The sequence below is a fragment of the Microlunatus sp. M237 genome, assembly GCF_056896895.1.
Genome location: NZ_JBXHBL010000003.1, coordinates 61,751 through 76,564 on the forward strand (window position 1 = coordinate 61,751; position 14,814 = coordinate 76,564).

At 66.2% G+C, this 14,814-nt stretch carries 15 protein-coding genes and 1 other RNA gene; 13 read left to right on the forward strand and 3 right to left on the reverse strand.

Features of this window, described 5'->3' with window-relative positions; all coding sequences use genetic code 11:
• Positions 1 to 3 precede the first annotated feature (3 nt).
• The 3 genes from AC1XX3_RS11390 to AC1XX3_RS11400 all read left to right on the forward strand — a co-directional run bounded on the left by AC1XX3_RS11390 (position 4) and on the right by AC1XX3_RS11400 (position 1,398).
• Entirely contained in the window at positions 4 to 429 is a 426-nt protein-coding gene (locus AC1XX3_RS11390) for a MarR family winged helix-turn-helix transcriptional regulator (RefSeq protein WP_483321242.1), read from the forward strand.
• An 89-nt stretch (positions 430 to 518) separates the two neighbouring features.
• A complete protein-coding gene (locus AC1XX3_RS11395) occupies positions 519 to 854 on the forward strand; it encodes a hypothetical protein (protein WP_483321243.1) in 336 nt (111 codons plus the stop codon).
• A 151-nt stretch (positions 855 to 1,005) separates the two neighbouring features.
• Positions 1,006 to 1,398: a hypothetical protein gene (locus AC1XX3_RS11400; RefSeq protein WP_483321244.1), complete on the forward strand. Its 393-nt coding sequence runs from the start codon at positions 1,006 to 1,008 to the stop codon at positions 1,396 to 1,398.
• A 12-nt stretch (positions 1,399 to 1,410) separates the two neighbouring features.
• Here AC1XX3_RS11400 and AC1XX3_RS11405 read toward each other — a convergent pair whose 3' ends face one another.
• The gene (locus AC1XX3_RS11405) at positions 1,411 to 2,358 is read right to left on the reverse strand and encodes an ROK family protein (protein WP_483321245.1); all 948 of its coding nucleotides are present in this window, start codon (positions 2,356 to 2,358) and stop codon (positions 1,411 to 1,413) included.
• A 142-nt stretch (positions 2,359 to 2,500) separates the two neighbouring features.
• On the opposite strand from AC1XX3_RS11405, the gene prfB reads away from it, so the two are divergent.
• From prfB to AC1XX3_RS11435, 6 genes are all read left to right on the forward strand, one after another.
• Positions 2,501 to 3,574, forward strand: coding sequence for a peptide chain release factor 2 (prfB, locus tag AC1XX3_RS11410; protein WP_483322088.1), 1,074 nt, complete (start codon positions 2,501 to 2,503; stop codon positions 3,572 to 3,574).
• A gap of 125 nt (positions 3,575 to 3,699) precedes the next feature.
• The gene (gene ftsE, locus AC1XX3_RS11415) at positions 3,700 to 4,386 is read left to right on the forward strand and encodes a cell division ATP-binding protein FtsE (RefSeq protein ID WP_483321246.1); all 687 of its coding nucleotides are present in this window, start codon (positions 3,700 to 3,702) and stop codon (positions 4,384 to 4,386) included.
• A gap of 52 nt (positions 4,387 to 4,438) precedes the next feature.
• Positions 4,439 to 5,347 carry a permease-like cell division protein FtsX gene (gene ftsX / locus AC1XX3_RS11420; protein WP_483321247.1) on the forward strand — a complete coding sequence of 303 codons (909 nt, stop codon included), beginning with the start codon at positions 4,439 to 4,441 and terminating at the stop codon, positions 5,345 to 5,347.
• Positions 5,348 to 5,531: 184 nt separating this feature from the next.
• On the forward strand, positions 5,532 to 7,061 hold the full coding sequence (locus AC1XX3_RS11425) for a peptidoglycan DD-metalloendopeptidase family protein (protein ID WP_483321248.1): 1,530 nt from the start codon (positions 5,532 to 5,534) through the stop codon (positions 7,059 to 7,061).
• A gap of 127 nt (positions 7,062 to 7,188) precedes the next feature.
• Positions 7,189 to 7,662, forward strand: a complete 474-nt coding sequence (gene smpB, locus AC1XX3_RS11430) for an SsrA-binding protein SmpB (protein ID WP_483321249.1) — start codon at positions 7,189 to 7,191, stop codon at positions 7,660 to 7,662.
• Between the two features lie 2 nt (positions 7,663 to 7,664).
• Positions 7,665 to 9,536: a DUF2207 domain-containing protein gene (locus AC1XX3_RS11435; protein ID WP_483321250.1), complete on the forward strand. Its 1,872-nt coding sequence runs from the start codon at positions 7,665 to 7,667 to the stop codon at positions 9,534 to 9,536.
• Positions 9,537 to 9,600: 64 nt separating this feature from the next.
• Here AC1XX3_RS11435 and AC1XX3_RS11440 read toward each other — a convergent pair whose 3' ends face one another.
• Both AC1XX3_RS11440 and AC1XX3_RS11445 read right to left on the reverse strand, forming a co-directional pair.
• Entirely contained in the window at positions 9,601 to 9,972 is a 372-nt protein-coding gene (locus tag AC1XX3_RS11440; protein ID WP_483321251.1) for an FKBP-type peptidyl-prolyl cis-trans isomerase, read from the reverse strand.
• A 58-nt stretch (positions 9,973 to 10,030) separates the two neighbouring features.
• A complete protein-coding gene (locus tag AC1XX3_RS11445; protein ID WP_483321252.1) occupies positions 10,031 to 10,642 on the reverse strand; it encodes a GNAT family N-acetyltransferase in 612 nt (203 codons plus the stop codon).
• Between the two features lie 128 nt (positions 10,643 to 10,770).
• Here AC1XX3_RS11445 and AC1XX3_RS11450 point away from each other — a divergent pair, with 128 nt between their 5' ends.
• The 4 genes from AC1XX3_RS11450 to AC1XX3_RS11465 all read left to right on the forward strand — a co-directional run bounded on the left by AC1XX3_RS11450 (position 10,771) and on the right by AC1XX3_RS11465 (position 14,791).
• Complete coding sequence (locus AC1XX3_RS11450; protein WP_483321253.1) at positions 10,771 to 11,376, forward strand: magnetosome magnetite crystal formation protein family; 606 nt, start codon at positions 10,771 to 10,773, stop codon at positions 11,374 to 11,376.
• 101 nt (positions 11,377 to 11,477) lie between these two features.
• Positions 11,478 to 11,846: a transfer-messenger RNA gene (gene ssrA, locus AC1XX3_RS11455) on the forward strand.
• A gap of 237 nt (positions 11,847 to 12,083) precedes the next feature.
• Complete coding sequence (locus AC1XX3_RS11460) at positions 12,084 to 13,610, forward strand: type I restriction-modification system subunit M (RefSeq protein ID WP_483321254.1); 1,527 nt, start codon at positions 12,084 to 12,086, stop codon at positions 13,608 to 13,610.
• Positions 13,607 to 14,791, forward strand: coding sequence for a restriction endonuclease subunit S (locus AC1XX3_RS11465; protein ID WP_483321255.1), 1,185 nt, complete (start codon positions 13,607 to 13,609; stop codon positions 14,789 to 14,791). Before AC1XX3_RS11460 ends, AC1XX3_RS11465 begins: the two co-directional genes overlap by 4 nt.
• Positions 14,792 to 14,814: the final 23 nt, after the last annotated feature.

Consider the following 14,814-nt stretch of genomic DNA (forward strand, 5'->3'; position numbering starts at 1 on the left):
GCGATGTCCAGTCCCAACAGTGCCCGCATCCAGAGAGCGCTCCAGGGCGCGCTGGTCAACGCGGTGCTCGGGAACGAGCGCATCGCGCGCGAGTTCGACCTGCTCGTCACCGACCTCCAGACGCTGCACCTGCTCGTCTTACGTGAGGACGTCCGTACGCCCAAGCAGATCAGTCAGACCACCGGCCTGCCGACAAGCACCGTGACCCGTGTGCTTGATCGCTTGGAGTCGGCGGGATACCTGCGCCGCGCACGCGACAGCCAGGACCGGCGCGGCATCAACATCGAACTCGACGCGGAGAGGATCGAGCCGATCATCAACCGCTACGGCCAATACACGGAAACGCTCGATCAGACCAACGCCGAGTTCACCGAAGAAGAGCTCGGCATCGTCGCCCGCTACCTCGAACAGACCAGCTCCACCTTCTAGCAGCGCTCACCCCAGTGCCCGGCGATCCGCTATTCGGCGACCGATGGAGCGCGCTTGCTCAAATCGAACAGAAGTTCGATACTGGGCCGGTGAGCAGATGGTTCCGGCAAGATCGCCGGATCATCTACGCCCCGGACGCACCGCGCATCCGGCACGTGTGGGTGGAGGCACCCGGTGGGCACGGTCCGCCGTCGCCGGGGTTGGTGATCGCCTGGCGGATGGAGTCGCAGCCGTCCAGCCTGGCCACCGGCTGGTCCGCCCAGGTCGCCGTCTGCCGTACCGTCGACCGGCTGAGCATCGAATGGGTGCCGGCCGAGAAGCTGCAGCCGGTGCGTGACCCGTCTGCCATGCCGCCCGACGGCTCGGATCGCCCACCGGCGCCTCCACGAGATGCCCGGGCAGCACCACCGCGAGGGGCAGCCTGATCCACCCGACATGGCCGACGTGACTCGGCTGCGGTCGTTCGTGGGCTACGTTGGACGCACCGTGAGCTGGGCCGCGGCAGGTACAACTGAACCTGACGAACGCTTCGGCGCTCAGCATCACCAGCTCCAGCAGCACCCCTGGGAGAAGGCCATGTCGAACACTCGCCTGCAGTTCTGCCTCGGGGCCCTCACCGGTCTCGTCTGCCTCGTCGCGATGATCCGCCTGATCGGCGGCGCCTTCAGCGGCCCGCTTTCCGTCTTCGCGTGGGTGTTCATCCTGCTCGCGATGATCCCGTGGACTGCGTACGCGGCCTGGCGTGCCCGCCACGGACACCTCACCAGCCGCGCCCGACTGGCTGTCGCCCTGCTGGTCGTGGTGGGCGGGGTGGTCGTCTGGACGTCGGTCCTGGGCGAGGTGGTCGCCCTGGTCTGCTCGCTGGCGGCCTTCGGCATCATCTGGGTGCACGACTGGCCGGTACGTGAGCCCCGCGGCGAGGACGTGTTCGTCCGGATCGAGGAGCTCGCCACCGACGAGCGCGACTGAATCTGGCTGGGGCTACTGGCGGAAGGCAAGCGCTGCGGCGCCGAGCAGGCCGGCGTTGTCCAGCACGGCGGCTCGGACCTCCAGCCCGACGACGTAGTCCAGCACGGCGAAGTCGCGCAGATGTCGACGGAGCGGGTCGAAGATGACCGCGCCGGCCTTGGAGACGCCACCGCCCAGGACGAACGTGCGTACGTCCAGCTCCGTCGCCGTGGTGGCGATGCCGGCCGCCAACGCCCGCATTCCCTGGTCGATCACCGACAGCGCCACCGGGTCCGAGTTGCGCGCATCGGCCGTCAGAGCCTGGGCGTCGTCGCCGCCGGTCCACCCTTGGGCCTGGGCCGCGGCGACCAGCGCCGGGCCGCGGGCGTACATCTCGACGCAGCCGTAGCAGCCGCAGACGCATTGCGGACCCCAGGCGTTCACGCTGATGTGGCCGAGGTGCACCGCGTTGCCGGTCTGACCGGCGAACAGCTCGTTGTTCAGCACCGCGCCACCGCCGACCCCGGTGGACAGGACGAGTCCGACCATCGAGTCGACATCGCGACCGGCGCCCAGCCAGTGCTCGCCGAGGGCGAAGCAGTGGCCGTCACCGGCCAGTCCGACCTGGGGTCGTACGCCCAATGCCGTCTCCACCACGGCCGCCGCGCGCTCGACGACCGGGAAGTCGCGCCAGGCGGGGATGTTGACCGGCGAGATCGTGCCCTCCGGGGTGTTGACCGGGCCGGCCGAGCCGATCCCCACCCGCAGCGGTTGCTGCGCAGAACGAGACAGCGACTCCTGCGCGGTCGGCGTCGACAACACAGCAACGATGGCCTCTGCGGCCGGTGCGAACACAGCGTCCGGATCGGACGAGGCGACCGTGGGTCGGACCGCCTCGGTCAGCACGGTGCCATCTGCGGCCACCAGCGCGACGGCGATCTTCGTCCCACCGATGTCGATCGCCAGCACCTGCTCGCTCATCCTGCTCCTGTCCTCGCCGGGTCGGACGAGGAGCCTAGCCAACCCCGCATCGGGTGCGAACGGTCGGTGCCGGTGGTGGGGTTGAGTAGAGTGGACGATCGTGGCTGGTCCTGACATCTCTGTATCCCTGCAAGAACTCGACATGGCGCTGAGCTCCATCGAGGCCGTCATCGACCCCGAGCGCAAGCGCGCCGAGATCGACGCCCTGCAGGAGGAGGTCGCCGCACCCGATCTGTGGGACGACCAGGAGAACGCGCAGCGGGTGACCTCGCGGCTGTCCTATCTCCAGTCCGAGCTGGATCGGCTGACCTCGCTGCGTGCCCGCCTCGATGACCTCGCCGTGCTGGTGCAGCTCAGCGAGGAGGAGAGCGACGCCGACAGCCTGGCCGAGGCGCAGACCGAGCTCACCTCGCTGCGCCGTTCCATCGACGCCCTGGAGGTGCGCACCCTGCTCTCCGGCGAGTACGACCAGCGCGAGGCGCTGGTGACGATCCGGTCCGAGGCCGGCGGTGTCGATGCCGCGGACTTCGCGGCGATGCTGCTCCGGATGTATCTGCGCTGGGCGGAACGGCACGGCTATGGCACCGAGGTCTATGACACCTCCTACGCCGAGGAGGCCGGCATCAAGTCAGCCACCTTCACGGTGCGGGCCCCGTACGCGTACGGCACCTTGTCGGTCGAGCAGGGCACGCATCGACTGGTTCGGATCTCCCCGTTCGACAACCAGGGCCGTCGGCAGACCTCGTTCGCCGGCGTCGAGGTGCTGCCGGTCACCGAGGAGACCGACCACATCGAGATCCCGGAGGCGGACATGCGGATCGACGTGTTCCGCTCGTCGGGCCCGGGCGGCCAGAGCGTCAACACCACCGACTCCGCGGTGCGGATCACCCACCTGCCGACCGGCATCGTTGTGTCCTGCCAGAACGAGAAGTCACAGCTGCAGAACAAGGCGGCCGCGATGCGGGTGCTGCAGTCGCGGCTGTTGGAGAAGGCGCGGCAGGACCGTGAGGCGGAGATGAACCTGCTCAAGGGCGACGGCGGCAACAGCTGGGGCTCTCAGATGCGCTCCTATGTGCTGCACCCGTACCAGATGGTCAAGGACCTGCGAACGGACTTCGAGGTGGGCAACCCAGAGGCGGTGTTCGACGGAGAGATCGACGGGTTCATCGACTCCGGCATCCGTTGGCGTCGCACCAGCGAGCTCGCCGCGGGCTGAGACTCGCCGGGACCCGGGCGGCGCGCAAAGCGTGGAGATCACAGAACGGTCACTTAGACTCGCCTGTGGCCGGTGCCCGGGATGGGTGCCGACCGTCACGTCGTCTACCCTCCCTGAGGCCAACTGTGATTCGTTTCGAAGGTGTGTCCAAGACCTATGACGGACAGCGTCGTGCTGCCCTGTCGGGCGTGGATGTCGAGATCGAGAAGGGCGAGTTCGTCTTTCTCGTCGGCGCCTCGGGCTCCGGCAAGTCGACCTTCCTCCGGTTGATCCTCCGCGAGCAGCGGGCGACCCGCGGCAAGGTCTTCGTCGCCGGCCGCGAGCTCAACCGGCTGCACAGCTGGAAGATTCCGGCCATGCGACGCCAGATCGGCACCGTCTTCCAAGACTTCCGGCTGCTCCCCAACAAGACGGTGACCGAGAACGTCGCCTTCGCTCTCCAGGTGATCGGCAAGCCGTCCGCGACGATCAAGCGGGTCGTTCCCGAGGTGCTGGACCTGGTCGGGCTGGACGGCAAGGGCGACCGGCTGCCGGAGGAGCTGTCCGGCGGTGAGCAGCAGCGGGTGGCCATCGCCCGCGCGTTCGTCAACCGGCCGATGATCCTGATCGCCGACGAGCCGACCGGAAACCTCGACCCGGCCACGAGTGTCGGCATCATGAAGCTGCTGGACCGGATCAACCGGGCCGACACCACGGTGCTGATGGCCACGCACGACTCCACCATCGTCGACCAGATGCGCAAGCGGGTGATCGAGCTCGACAACGGCGAGGTCGTTCGCGACCAGAGTCGCGGCGTCTACGGGTACCAGTGATCCCGATGCGCCCGTCCACGACTTCCACCCCTCGTCCAGCTGAGGAACTCTGATGCGTTTCCGTCACATCTTCTCCGAGACCGGTAGCGGCCTGCGTCGCAACCTGACCATGACCCTGGCGGTCATCATGACCATGTGGGTCTCGCTGTCGCTGTTCGGCGCCGGCCTGCTGGCCAACCAGCAGGTCGACCTGATGAAGGGCCGGTGGTACGACAAGATCGAGATCTCGGTCTTCTTGTGCACCGCCGACACCCGCGGCGACCAGTGCTCGCCCGGCCAGGAAGTGAGCCAGCAGCAGAAGGACGTCATCCGGCAGACGCTGGAAGGCAATCCCGAGGTGGCCAGCGTCTATTTCGAAGACAAGCAGCAGGCGTTCGAGGAATTCCGCAAGGCGTACGAGAACAACCCCATTCAGGACTCGCTGACCGTTGAGCAGATGCAGGAGTCGTTCCGGGTCAAGCTGAAGAACCCGGAGCAGTACGAAGGTGTGGTGAGCGCTGTCGCCGGCCTGCAGGGGGTGCAGGCGGTGCAGGACCTGCGGAAATATCTCGACCCGTTCTTCAGCTGGCTCAACCTGCTCCAGTGGGGGACCATCATCTCGTCCGCGCTGCTGCTGTTCGCTGCCGCGCTGCAGATCGGCAACACCATCCGGATGGCGGCGTTCGCACGGCGTCGCGAGATCGGCATCATGCGGCTGGTCGGGGCGAGCAACCTCTATATCACGCTGCCCTTCCTCTTTGAAGCAGTCATCTCCGCCCTCATCGGCGCAGGCCTCGCATGCGTCACATTGGCATCAGGCGTTTACTTCATCATCACGAAAAAGGCTGAACCCTCGATTCAGTCTTTACCTTGGATTGGGCGCAACCAAGCGCTTTTGGCCTGCGGCGGGGTTGCCATCGTAGGACTTCTGCTGGCTATCATTCCCACGCTGATAACGACCAGAAAGTACTTGAGAGTGTGACCTGAGCTAACCCTCAATCACACCTTGAGCCTCAGATCTCGGGACTGAGGTCGCCATCGAATGATTGGGGAAAGCTGTGGTTCCGGATCTTCCCTACGCTCGCAAGAGCGTTCCGGACGACGACGCATCACGACGTGGGTGCATCGCCCGGCTCACGTCGAGCATGACGCTCACGATGATGTCCGTGTCTGAGGGCGCGACCGACCGACTGGGTCGCGGGCTGCAGTCGCTGCGCGACTCGACGTCCGGCTCGCGCCGCACCGTGCGGGTGTCCCTTGCCGTCACGGTGGCGTCGGCGGTGGGGTTCACCATGCTCGCCCCGGTGGCTTCGGCTGACGAGCTGACTGACAAGCGCGAGCAGGTCAAGCAGCAGATCGCCAAGACCAAGCGGGACCTCAACGAGTCCTCCAACGAGCTGTCCGCCGCGGTCGTCGCGGTTCAGCAGGCCCAGGGCTCGCTGGAGATCGCGCAGGCGGCGCTGGCCCAGACGCGGCTCGAGCTGGCTGAGGCGCACCGCAAGGACGTCGCCATGGCCGCCAAGCTGAAGAAGGCGCAGGTCGAGCTGGCCAAGGCCAAGGCCGCTGTCGTGGCCGGGCAGAAGAAGCTGGACGCCGAGAAGGCGATGGCCGGCAACATGGTCCGCGACCAGTACCAGCAGCAGACCAACCTGCTGCCGATCGCCATCTTGGTGGAGAGCAACTCCACCTCGGATCTGCAGACTCGGCTGCAGTGGTCCACGACCATGTTCGACACCACCAAGGCACAGATCGACCGGCTCACCGAGCTGCAGCGTCAGCTGACCGCCCAGCGGGCGAAGCAGGCTGAGATCGAGAAGCAGATCGCCGCGGACCGCAAGGTCGCCGCCGAGAACCTTGCCGCCAAGAAGGTGCTCGAGCAGCAGGCGGTGACCCAGCAGGCCCAGGTCGCGGCGCTGCTGCAGCAGCGCACCGTCGCTCAGGCGGCTGCCTCCGCCGAGGTCGCCACCGACCAGCAGCGGCTCGACAACCTCGCCGCCGAGCGGGCTGCGGTGGAGAAGCGGATCGCCGATCGGATCGCCAAGGCCAAGGCAGAGGCGGCTCGGAAGGCCGCCGCCGATCGCGCGGCGAAGGCGGCCGCAGCCAAGGCGGCCGAGCGGGCCGCGGCGAAGGAACGGGCGGAGCGGGCCGCACAGAAGAAGGCGCAGCAGTCCAGAAGGTCCAGCTCCAACAGGGCCAACACCTCACCCAGGGTGAGCGCGCCGAAGAAGGCCAGCACGCCGAAGAAGAAGGCGACGAAGCGGAAGAAGAGCTCGTCGTCGGGATCCAGCTCCAGCTCAGTGACGCAGGGCTTCAGCTATCCGGTCAGCGCCCCGATCACGTCGGCCTACGGGATGCGCTTCCACCCGGTGCTGCACGTCTGGAAGCTGCATGACGGCACCGACTTCGGCGCCGGCTGCGGCACCGCGATCCGCGCCCCGTACTCGGGTCGGGTCTCGGAGAAATACTTCAACGCCGGCTACGGTAACCGGCTGATGATCGACCACGGTGTGGTCAACGGTCGCTACGTGACCACCGGCTTCAACCACGCGATCCGCTACACCGTGGGCGTGGGGGAGCGGGTCAGCAAGGGTCAGGTCGTCGGCTACGTCGGGACGACCGGCTACTCGACCGGCTGCCACCTGCACCTGATGGTGTGGCTGGACGGTGGCCTGGCCAACCCGATGACCTGGTACTGATCGACCTGGACCACGCCGCGCCCCATCCGTCTGGTACGGGTGGGGCGCTGCTGGCTTGTCCGACCGGTCAAGGTCCTGTGACACCCTGGGTCCACAAGTCGTTGGACTGGACAGAGATGATGGAGCAATGGCGAAGCAGGGCGAACGCAAGATGGTGGCGCAGAACAAGAAGGCGCGCCACGACTATCACATCCACGACACCTGGGAAGCGGGCATCGTGCTGGGCGGCACCGAGGTGAAGTCGCTACGCGAAGGCAGAGCCTCTCTGGTGGACGCGTTCGCGACGGTGGACGACGGCGAGGTGTGGCTGCGTGCCGCGCACATCCCGGAATACAGCCATGGCACCTGGACCAACCACACCGCCCGGCGTACCCGCAAGCTGTTGCTGAACCGGCGAGAGATCGCCAAGATCCAGCGTGAGCTGGCCTCCAACGGCACCACCCTGGTCCCGCTGGCGATCTATTTCGCCGACGGGTACGCCAAGGTCGAGATCGCCCTGGCCACCGGCAAGCGGGAGTACGACAAGCGGCAGACGCTCGCCGAGCGGGAGCACCGACGTGAAGCCGAGCGGGCGCTGGCTGCCCGGAACCGGGGGGAGTGAGGATGCCGCAGTCGCGAGTCGTTGCCGCACGACAGTCCCCGCTCGCCACGCCGGCGATCCGATGGTTCCTCGCCGCGCTGCTCGGGCTGGCGGTGTCGCTGGGGCTGACGGTCACCGCCCCGTCGCAGGCCCACGCCGCAGGCGACGTGATCGACAGCTTCGACATTCGCTACGAGCTGGGGTCGGACGGCGTCCTGAAGGTCACCGAGAACATCGTCTACCGGTTCGGCTCGTCGGGCCGGCACGGGATCGACCGCTACCTGGTCACCCGCGAGCCCGACGGCAACACCGACCAGGACGTCGTCTACACGATCGACAACGTGAAGGTGTCCAGCCCGGACGCCCCTGATGAGTTCACCGAGACCACGGTGGAGAGCCAGAAGGGCCGCGAGGAGCAGCTTCGGATCCGGATCGGCGACCCGGACCGCACCATCCGAAGCGACACCGCCGAATACACGATCAGCTACGACGTGGTGGGGGCGATGCGCTCCTTCGCCGACTATGACGAGCTCTACTGGGATGCGACCGGGTTCGGGTGGGATGCCACCATCAAGCAGGTCAGCATCACCGCGACGGTGCCGGGTGGCGCGCGCGGCACCACCTGCTTCGCCGGAGAGCCCGGCAGCAAGGACACCTGCACCAGCTCCGTCTCCGACGGCGAAGCCGTGTTCCGGGCCGCCGACCTGTCGCCCGGCGAGGGCGTCACCATCGGCGTCAAGGTCGCGTCGGGCCTGGTCAGCGACAACAAGCCGCACCTCGAGCCGGACGGCTCCAAGCTCACCGCGGGTCAGAAGGTGCTGGCCGGCGTGGCCGGCGCCGGAGCGCTGGTCATCCTGATCGGGTCGCCTTTGGTCGGGGTGCTCTGGTATCGCAAGCACGGCCGGGACCAGCGTTACGCGGGCCTGGCGCCGGGCACGGTGCCGCGGCCCGGCGAGACGGCCCCGGTGGTCTACCACGATCCCGGCATGCCGATTCCGGTCGCGTTCTCGCCGCCGAAGATCCCGGTGGCCGAGGCCGGGCTGCTGGTCGACGGACAGGTGGACCCCCGCGAGACCGCCGCCACCATCATCGACCTCGCCGTCCGTGGCGCCCTGACTGTGCAGAGCGAGTCGGCCGACGACTTCCGGGTCACGCTGGTCGACCCGTCGCGCGCCGTCGCGCCGCACGAGATGGTGCTGCTCAACAGCCTGTTCGCCGGTCGTCCGCCCGGGGCCGTCAAGGACCTGTCCCAGCGCGGCAGCATGCTGGACGCGCACCGGGCGCTGCAGACGTCGGTCCGCAACCAGGTCGCCTCGCGTGGCTGGTTCCGCAAGGTGCCGTCCGCCACCGCAACCAGCGGCTTCGGGTTCGGCGCCATCGCCTTGGTGGCCTTCGGCATCTTCGGCGTCGGCGCCTGGGTCTTGTGGGTGGTGCTGCCGCTGCTGCCCATCCTGATCACGGTGATCGTGGTGCGCAACAAGATGCGCCGTGGGCAGCGCACGCCGGACGGGCGGGCGGTGTGCGACCAGGTGGAGGGCTTCCGGACCTACCTGGCCACCGCCGAGGCCGACCAGCTCCGGTTCGAGGAGGGCGAGGACATCTTCTCGCGCTACCTGCCCTGGGCGATCATGTTCGAGCTCGCCGACCGGTGGGCGAAGATCTGCGGAGACCTGGTCCAGATGGGACGGCTGCCCGATCAGCCGCCGAACTGGTATTACGGCAACTACAACATGGCGGTCTTCAACACCGCGTTCCTGACCAGCAGCCTGACCAACGCCGCGACCCCGGCGCCGTCCAGCAGCAGCGGGACCGGCTTCGGCAGCGGCGGCAGCTCGTTCGGCGGCGGCGGGTTCTCCGGTGGCGGCGGCGGTGGCGGTGGCGGCGGGAGCTGGTGAGATGCCACTGGCCGGAGAGCGCAGCGCGCTCGTCCGGCCAGTGGGTCGTCCTAGGTCAAACCGGTCAGCGGACGTCGACCAGGTCGAGGACGAAGATGAGCGTCTCGCCCGGCTTGATGATGCCGCCGGCGCCACGGTCGCCGTAGCCGAGGTGGGGCGGGATGACGAGCTGACGGCGGCCGCCCACCTTCATGCCGGCGACGCCCTGGTCCCAGCCCTGGATGACGCGGCCGGCGCCGAGCGGGAAGTCCAGCGGCGCGCCACGGTTGTAGGAGGCGTCGAACTCCTCACCGGTGCTGTGGGTCACACCTACGTAGTGCACCAATACCTGGCTGCCGGGCGTGGCCTCGGCCCCGTCGCCGACGATGATGTCGGTGATGACGAGGTCGGCCGGGGGAGGGCCGTCGGGAAAGTCGATCTCTGGTTTGTCGGTCATGCTCTTAACCTATGACAGCGTCGCAGGCGTGGCCACCGGCGACCTGCCTGCGCTCCAGTCAGGTAAGTCGCGGCGCAGGCGGCCGCGGATCGGTCGCCAGGACGGCCATCCAGATTTCGTCGTGCCATTCACCCTCCCAGCGCAGTGCCTCACGGAAGACGCCCTCCTGGCGGAAGCCGATCTTCTCGTACGAGCGCAGACCGCGGGGGTTGAACGGGAAGACGTCAAGGGAGATCCGGTGCAGCCCAACGACATCGAGTCCGTAGTCGACCACGGCCCGGCCTGCCTCTGTTCCGTATCCCTGGCCGTAGACCTCGGGTCCCACGAGCGCGATCCGATAGTTCATCGACTCGTTGTCCACGCTGAGGCTATTGAGAACCACCTCGCCGACGAATCGCTCGTCCGACGTACGGACGATTGCCCAGTCTGCCCGGTCATCGCTGGCGGCGACGCGGGAGAGATGATCCAGCACGTGCTCGCGGGTGTACGTCGCCCTGGTGGCGGTCATCATCTGACCCTCCGGGTCAGTGAGCAGTTCCATCGAGGCGTCGATATGGTGTGGTCCCAGTGGCTCGAGACGGAGCCGATCGGTGTACAGGTTGGCCGGTGGCGCCAGAGCGGAGATGTCGAGCACAGGGTCAGCCTGCCGGGCGACCTGAGTGTCGTCCACTCCTTTTCGGTGCGACCGTCGTGGCCGGAGGCAGTGTCGCCAACCGCGTCCACTGGCGGCGGATTCTCCGGGGTGATCCGGGGAGGTGCCTGATGTCTCGGGGGAGTCGAACGGGGATGCTTGGAACTATGAACGCCGCCTATGAGCACCCCAGCCTGAAGATGCAGGTCACTGATGAGCAACGCGACCGCGCCGAGCGGTGGTTGCAGAATGCGTACGCCGAAGGCCGGATCTCCGAGGACGAGTTCGACCGCCGGATCGGTCAGGTCATCTCCTCGGACAACCGGCGCGAGCTGAACGAGGCCTTCTACGGTCTGGTCACCGTCCCGATGCCGTCGCAGGCGCTGGGGGTCCACCCGGCGTACCAGCCGATGATCCGGCCTGAGACCAAGCAGCAGGCCGGTCGCGGCATCGCCGGTTTTGCGCACTTCTCGGTGTTCTTGTTCTGGATCTTCGGTCCGGGTCTGGTCTTCGCCGTCTCTCCGAGCGGGTCGTACGCCCGGCGCGAGGCCGCGAAGGCCTTCAACTTCCAGGTGATCTCCGCCATCAGCTTCATCGTGGCCGGGATCGTGTCGGCGATGATGCCCGGCGACATCTTCGACTGGATCTTCCCCTTCATGGGCCTCGGCTGGTTCCTGCTGACCATCATCGGTGGGGCGAAGGCGCTGCAGGGCGAGGACTGGCGCAACCCGGTCAAGTCGGTGCTCAAGCTCGATGTGCTGAGCGAGAAGTAGCCCGGGGGAACAACCCGGTGGAAGCCGGCGTTGGGAACCAGTAGAGTGGAAGGGCGCGAGCGGGGCAGCAGGTCGGCCCCGACCGCGAGTACAACTCAATAGGGGGTGATCGGTTTCGACTTGGGTCGATAGTTCCAAGAGAAGCGGGCCGAGAATCCAAGGTCAACTCGTAAATGTCCCTTGGAAACCAATAAGTGCCGAATCTAAGCGCACTGACTTCGCTCTCGCTGCCTGAGCAGTGATCGAAGGGTCAGACCGGGCGTGCCTCCGTCCCGGACCCTGGCCTCATTTAGGAGGCTCACCTGATGAGAGTCGTCTTAGGACTCATCGGGAAAATTAACTAGGACTGGGCTTGTCTGCAACGTGCTGGTGCGAGTGCAGGAGCCGAGTAGAACGTCTAGCCAGCTGCGCCCGGAGAAGTCTTGGTTCGTCGTCCGAGGACGCGGGTTCGATTCCCGCCACCTCCACCCCTGAGGTCTTCGCAGAATGCAGCGGAGATCTTCGCAAAATGAGTGTGCCTTCCGGCAACTATCGGGGGGCCGCCTGATCTGCGTACACCTGAGCCGCCCGCGACGTCTGTCGGGGCGGCTTCGGTGCGTTCAAGGTCCGGCCGTGGGCGGTTAGTTTGCCCACTTCGGCGGTTTGAGCGCGAGGCTCCATGAACAGCGGATAGCCTCCTCAAAGTGAAAGCAACCGACCTGGCCACGGTGCGGGCCACGCTGTGGGCTGCCGCAGATGAGCTGCGAGCCAACTCGAAACTCACCCCGGGCCAGTACCGCGACCCCGTGCTGGGCCTGGTGTTCCTCGCGTATGCCGAGAACCGATTCGAGGTGGTGCGCGACGAAGTCGAAGCCAATGCCAGCGCCCGCAACCCGGCGACGATCGCCGACTACAAGGCGAAGTCTGTGCTGTACGTCCCCGACGAGGCTCGGCTGTCGTACCTCAATGACCTTCCGGAGGGCGACGACATCGGCAAGGCCGTCGATGAGGCCATCAAGGCGATCGAGACCGCCAACCCCGAGCTCAAGGATATCCTGCCGCGGGGCTACCAGAAGCTTGAGCGCTCGACGCTGATCGAGTTGCTGCGTCTGTTCGCCCCGCTTCCAGATCAACTCGAAGGCGACGCCTTTGGTTTCATCTACGAAGATTTCCTCTCCAACTTCGCTGCGCAGGAGGGCAAGGGCGGTGGTGAGTACTTCACCCCCTACTCCATCGTCCGACTCATCGTGGAGATCCTGGAACCGTTCCAAGGTCGCGTCTTCGACCCAGCCTGTGGCTCCGGCGGCATGTTCGTCCAGTGTGCCAAGTTCGTCGAGCGCCACAACGGATCTGCCACTCGCAAGTTGTCCATCTTCGGCGCAGAGAAGACCGATGACACGCTTCCGCTGGCGAAGATGAACCTCGCCCTGCACGGACTGTCTGGTGACATCCGTCAGGCCAACAGCTACTACGAGGACCCGCACGGCGCCGTCGGCGCCTTCGACTACGTGATGGCCAACCCCCCGTTCAACGTCGACAAGGTCAAGAAGGAACAGCTCGCGGGCGACAAGCGCTTTCCCTTTGGACTGCCGCGAAACGACAACGCGAACTACCTCTGGATCCAAGAGTTTTATGCGGCCTTGGGTCCCGAAGGTCGTGCTGGCTTCGTCATGGCCAACTCGGCCGGCGACGCGGGCTACTCCGAGAAGGAGATCCGCAAGCAACTGATCGAGTCCGGCACCGTCGACGTGATGGTCGCGGTCAGCTCCAACTTCTTCTACACCGTAACCCTTCCGGTGACCCTCTGGTTCCTCGACAAGGCCAAGGTAAGTACTGCGCGCGAGGACACTGTCCTCTTCATCGACGCCCGGCACACCTACCGCCAGATCGACCGCGCCCATCGCGACTTCCTACCCGAGCAGGTCGAGTTCCTCGCCAACATCGCCCTGCTTTACCGAGGTGAGGAAGTGGAGAACATCGCCGGTAGCGAGGTCTTGCTCAAGGAGCACTTCCCCGACGGCGAGTACGTCGATGTTCCGGGCCTGTGCAAGGTTGCCACTCGCGCCGAGATCGAAGCCCAGGGCTGGAGCCTCAACCCCGGCCGTTACACCGGTACCGTCGCCGTCGACGAGAGCGACGTCGACTTCACGGGTGACCTCGAAGCGTTGTACGAGGAGTTCACGATGCTGAGTGACGAGGCGGACGTGCTCCGGTCCAAGGTGGATGCCGCCATCCGAGGGATCCTCGGCTCATGAGCGAGTGGCGAGAGGTAGTCCTAGGCGACGTGTGTGAGCGAGTAACGGTTGGACACGTCGGCAAGATGGCAACCGAGTACGTAGAGCAGGGTGTCCCATTTCTGCGCTCGCAAAATGTGCATCCTTTCGTCATCAACACGAAAGGGCTGCTATTCATCGGCGATGATTTCAACGCCAAACTGCGCAAGTCAGCGCTCGCTGCGGGCGACGTCGTTGTGGTCAGGACTGGCTACCCCGGGACCGCGGCGGTGATCCCTGATTATCTAGATGGTGCCAACTGCGCTGATCTTGTGGTCATCACCCCGTCAGATCGCCTCAATCCACACCTCCTGGCGGGCCTCTTCAACTCGGTCTACGGGCAGCAGACTGTGAAGTCACAGCTTGTAGGGTCGGCGCAACAACACTTCAACGTGGGTTCGGCGAAGGCCATGAAGGTTCGGCTTCCCGATCGAGCTGTACAAGACCGGATTGCCCAGGTCCTCTGCTCCCTGAACGACCTGATCGAGAACAACCGTCGGCGGATCGAGGTGCTGGAGGAGATGGCGCGGGCCATCTACCGCGAGTGGTTTGTGAAGTTCCGCTACCCCGGCCACGGCGAGGTGCCACTGGTCGACTCCGCCCTCGGCCCCATCCCTGAGGGCTGGACAGCGGGAACCGTCGGGGATGTTCTCGAACTCAAGTACGGCAAGGCCCTCAAGGCGGACGCCAGACGCGGTGGCCACGTGGCCGTCGTCAGTTCTGCCGGCGTCGTCGGTTGGCATGATTCGTCAGTCGTCGGTGGACCCGCGATCGTAGTCGGGCGCAAGGGCAACGTTGGGAGCATTCACTGGGTCGACGGGCCTTGCTGGCCGATCGATACGGCGTACTTCGTGGCCACCGACTTGCCGCTGAGATTCGTCGCAGAGCAATTACGGCGCACCGAGTTCACTAACTCTCACGCCGCCGTGCCCGGGCTCAGTCGCGAGAGCGCTTATGCGCGACAATTCTTGATCCCGCCGATGGCCTTGCTCGAGTCCTTCCAAGTACTCGTCGACCCACTAGGGTCACATGCGGCCGCACTCTCGCTTCAGAGCGAGAAGCTCGCAGAATTGCGGGACCTGTTGCTGCCCAGGCTGGTCACAGGCAGGATTGACGTGTCGGCGCTTCACTTGGACGGGTTAATTGGTAGGCGGGTGGCTTGATGGTGCCGACGGGGGCGGAGTAC

Coding starts and splice junctions, on each gene's coding strand:
- AC1XX3_RS11390 (WP_483321242.1), top strand. CDS start 4: ATGTCCAGTCCCAACAGTGCCCGCATCCAGAGAGCGCTCCAGGGCGCG.
- AC1XX3_RS11400 (WP_483321244.1), top strand. CDS start 1,006: ATGTCGAACACTCGCCTGCAGTTCTGCCTCGGGGCCCTCACCGGTCTC.
- AC1XX3_RS11405 (WP_483321245.1), bottom strand. CDS start 2,358: ATGAGCGAGCAGGTGCTGGCGATCGACATCGGTGGGACGAAGATCGCC.
- prfB (WP_483322088.1), top strand. CDS start 2,501: ATGGCGCTGAGCTCCATCGAGGCCGTCATCGACCCCGAGCGCAAGCGC.
- ftsX (WP_483321247.1), top strand. CDS start 4,439: ATGCGTTTCCGTCACATCTTCTCCGAGACCGGTAGCGGCCTGCGTCGC.
- smpB (WP_483321249.1), top strand. CDS start 7,189: ATGGCGAAGCAGGGCGAACGCAAGATGGTGGCGCAGAACAAGAAGGCG.
- AC1XX3_RS11435 (WP_483321250.1), top strand. CDS start 7,665: ATGCCGCAGTCGCGAGTCGTTGCCGCACGACAGTCCCCGCTCGCCACG.
- AC1XX3_RS11440 (WP_483321251.1), bottom strand. CDS start 9,972: ATGACCGACAAACCAGAGATCGACTTTCCCGACGGCCCTCCCCCGGCC.
- AC1XX3_RS11450 (WP_483321253.1), top strand. CDS start 10,771: ATGAACGCCGCCTATGAGCACCCCAGCCTGAAGATGCAGGTCACTGAT.
- AC1XX3_RS11465 (WP_483321255.1), top strand. CDS start 13,607: ATGAGCGAGTGGCGAGAGGTAGTCCTAGGCGACGTGTGTGAGCGAGTA.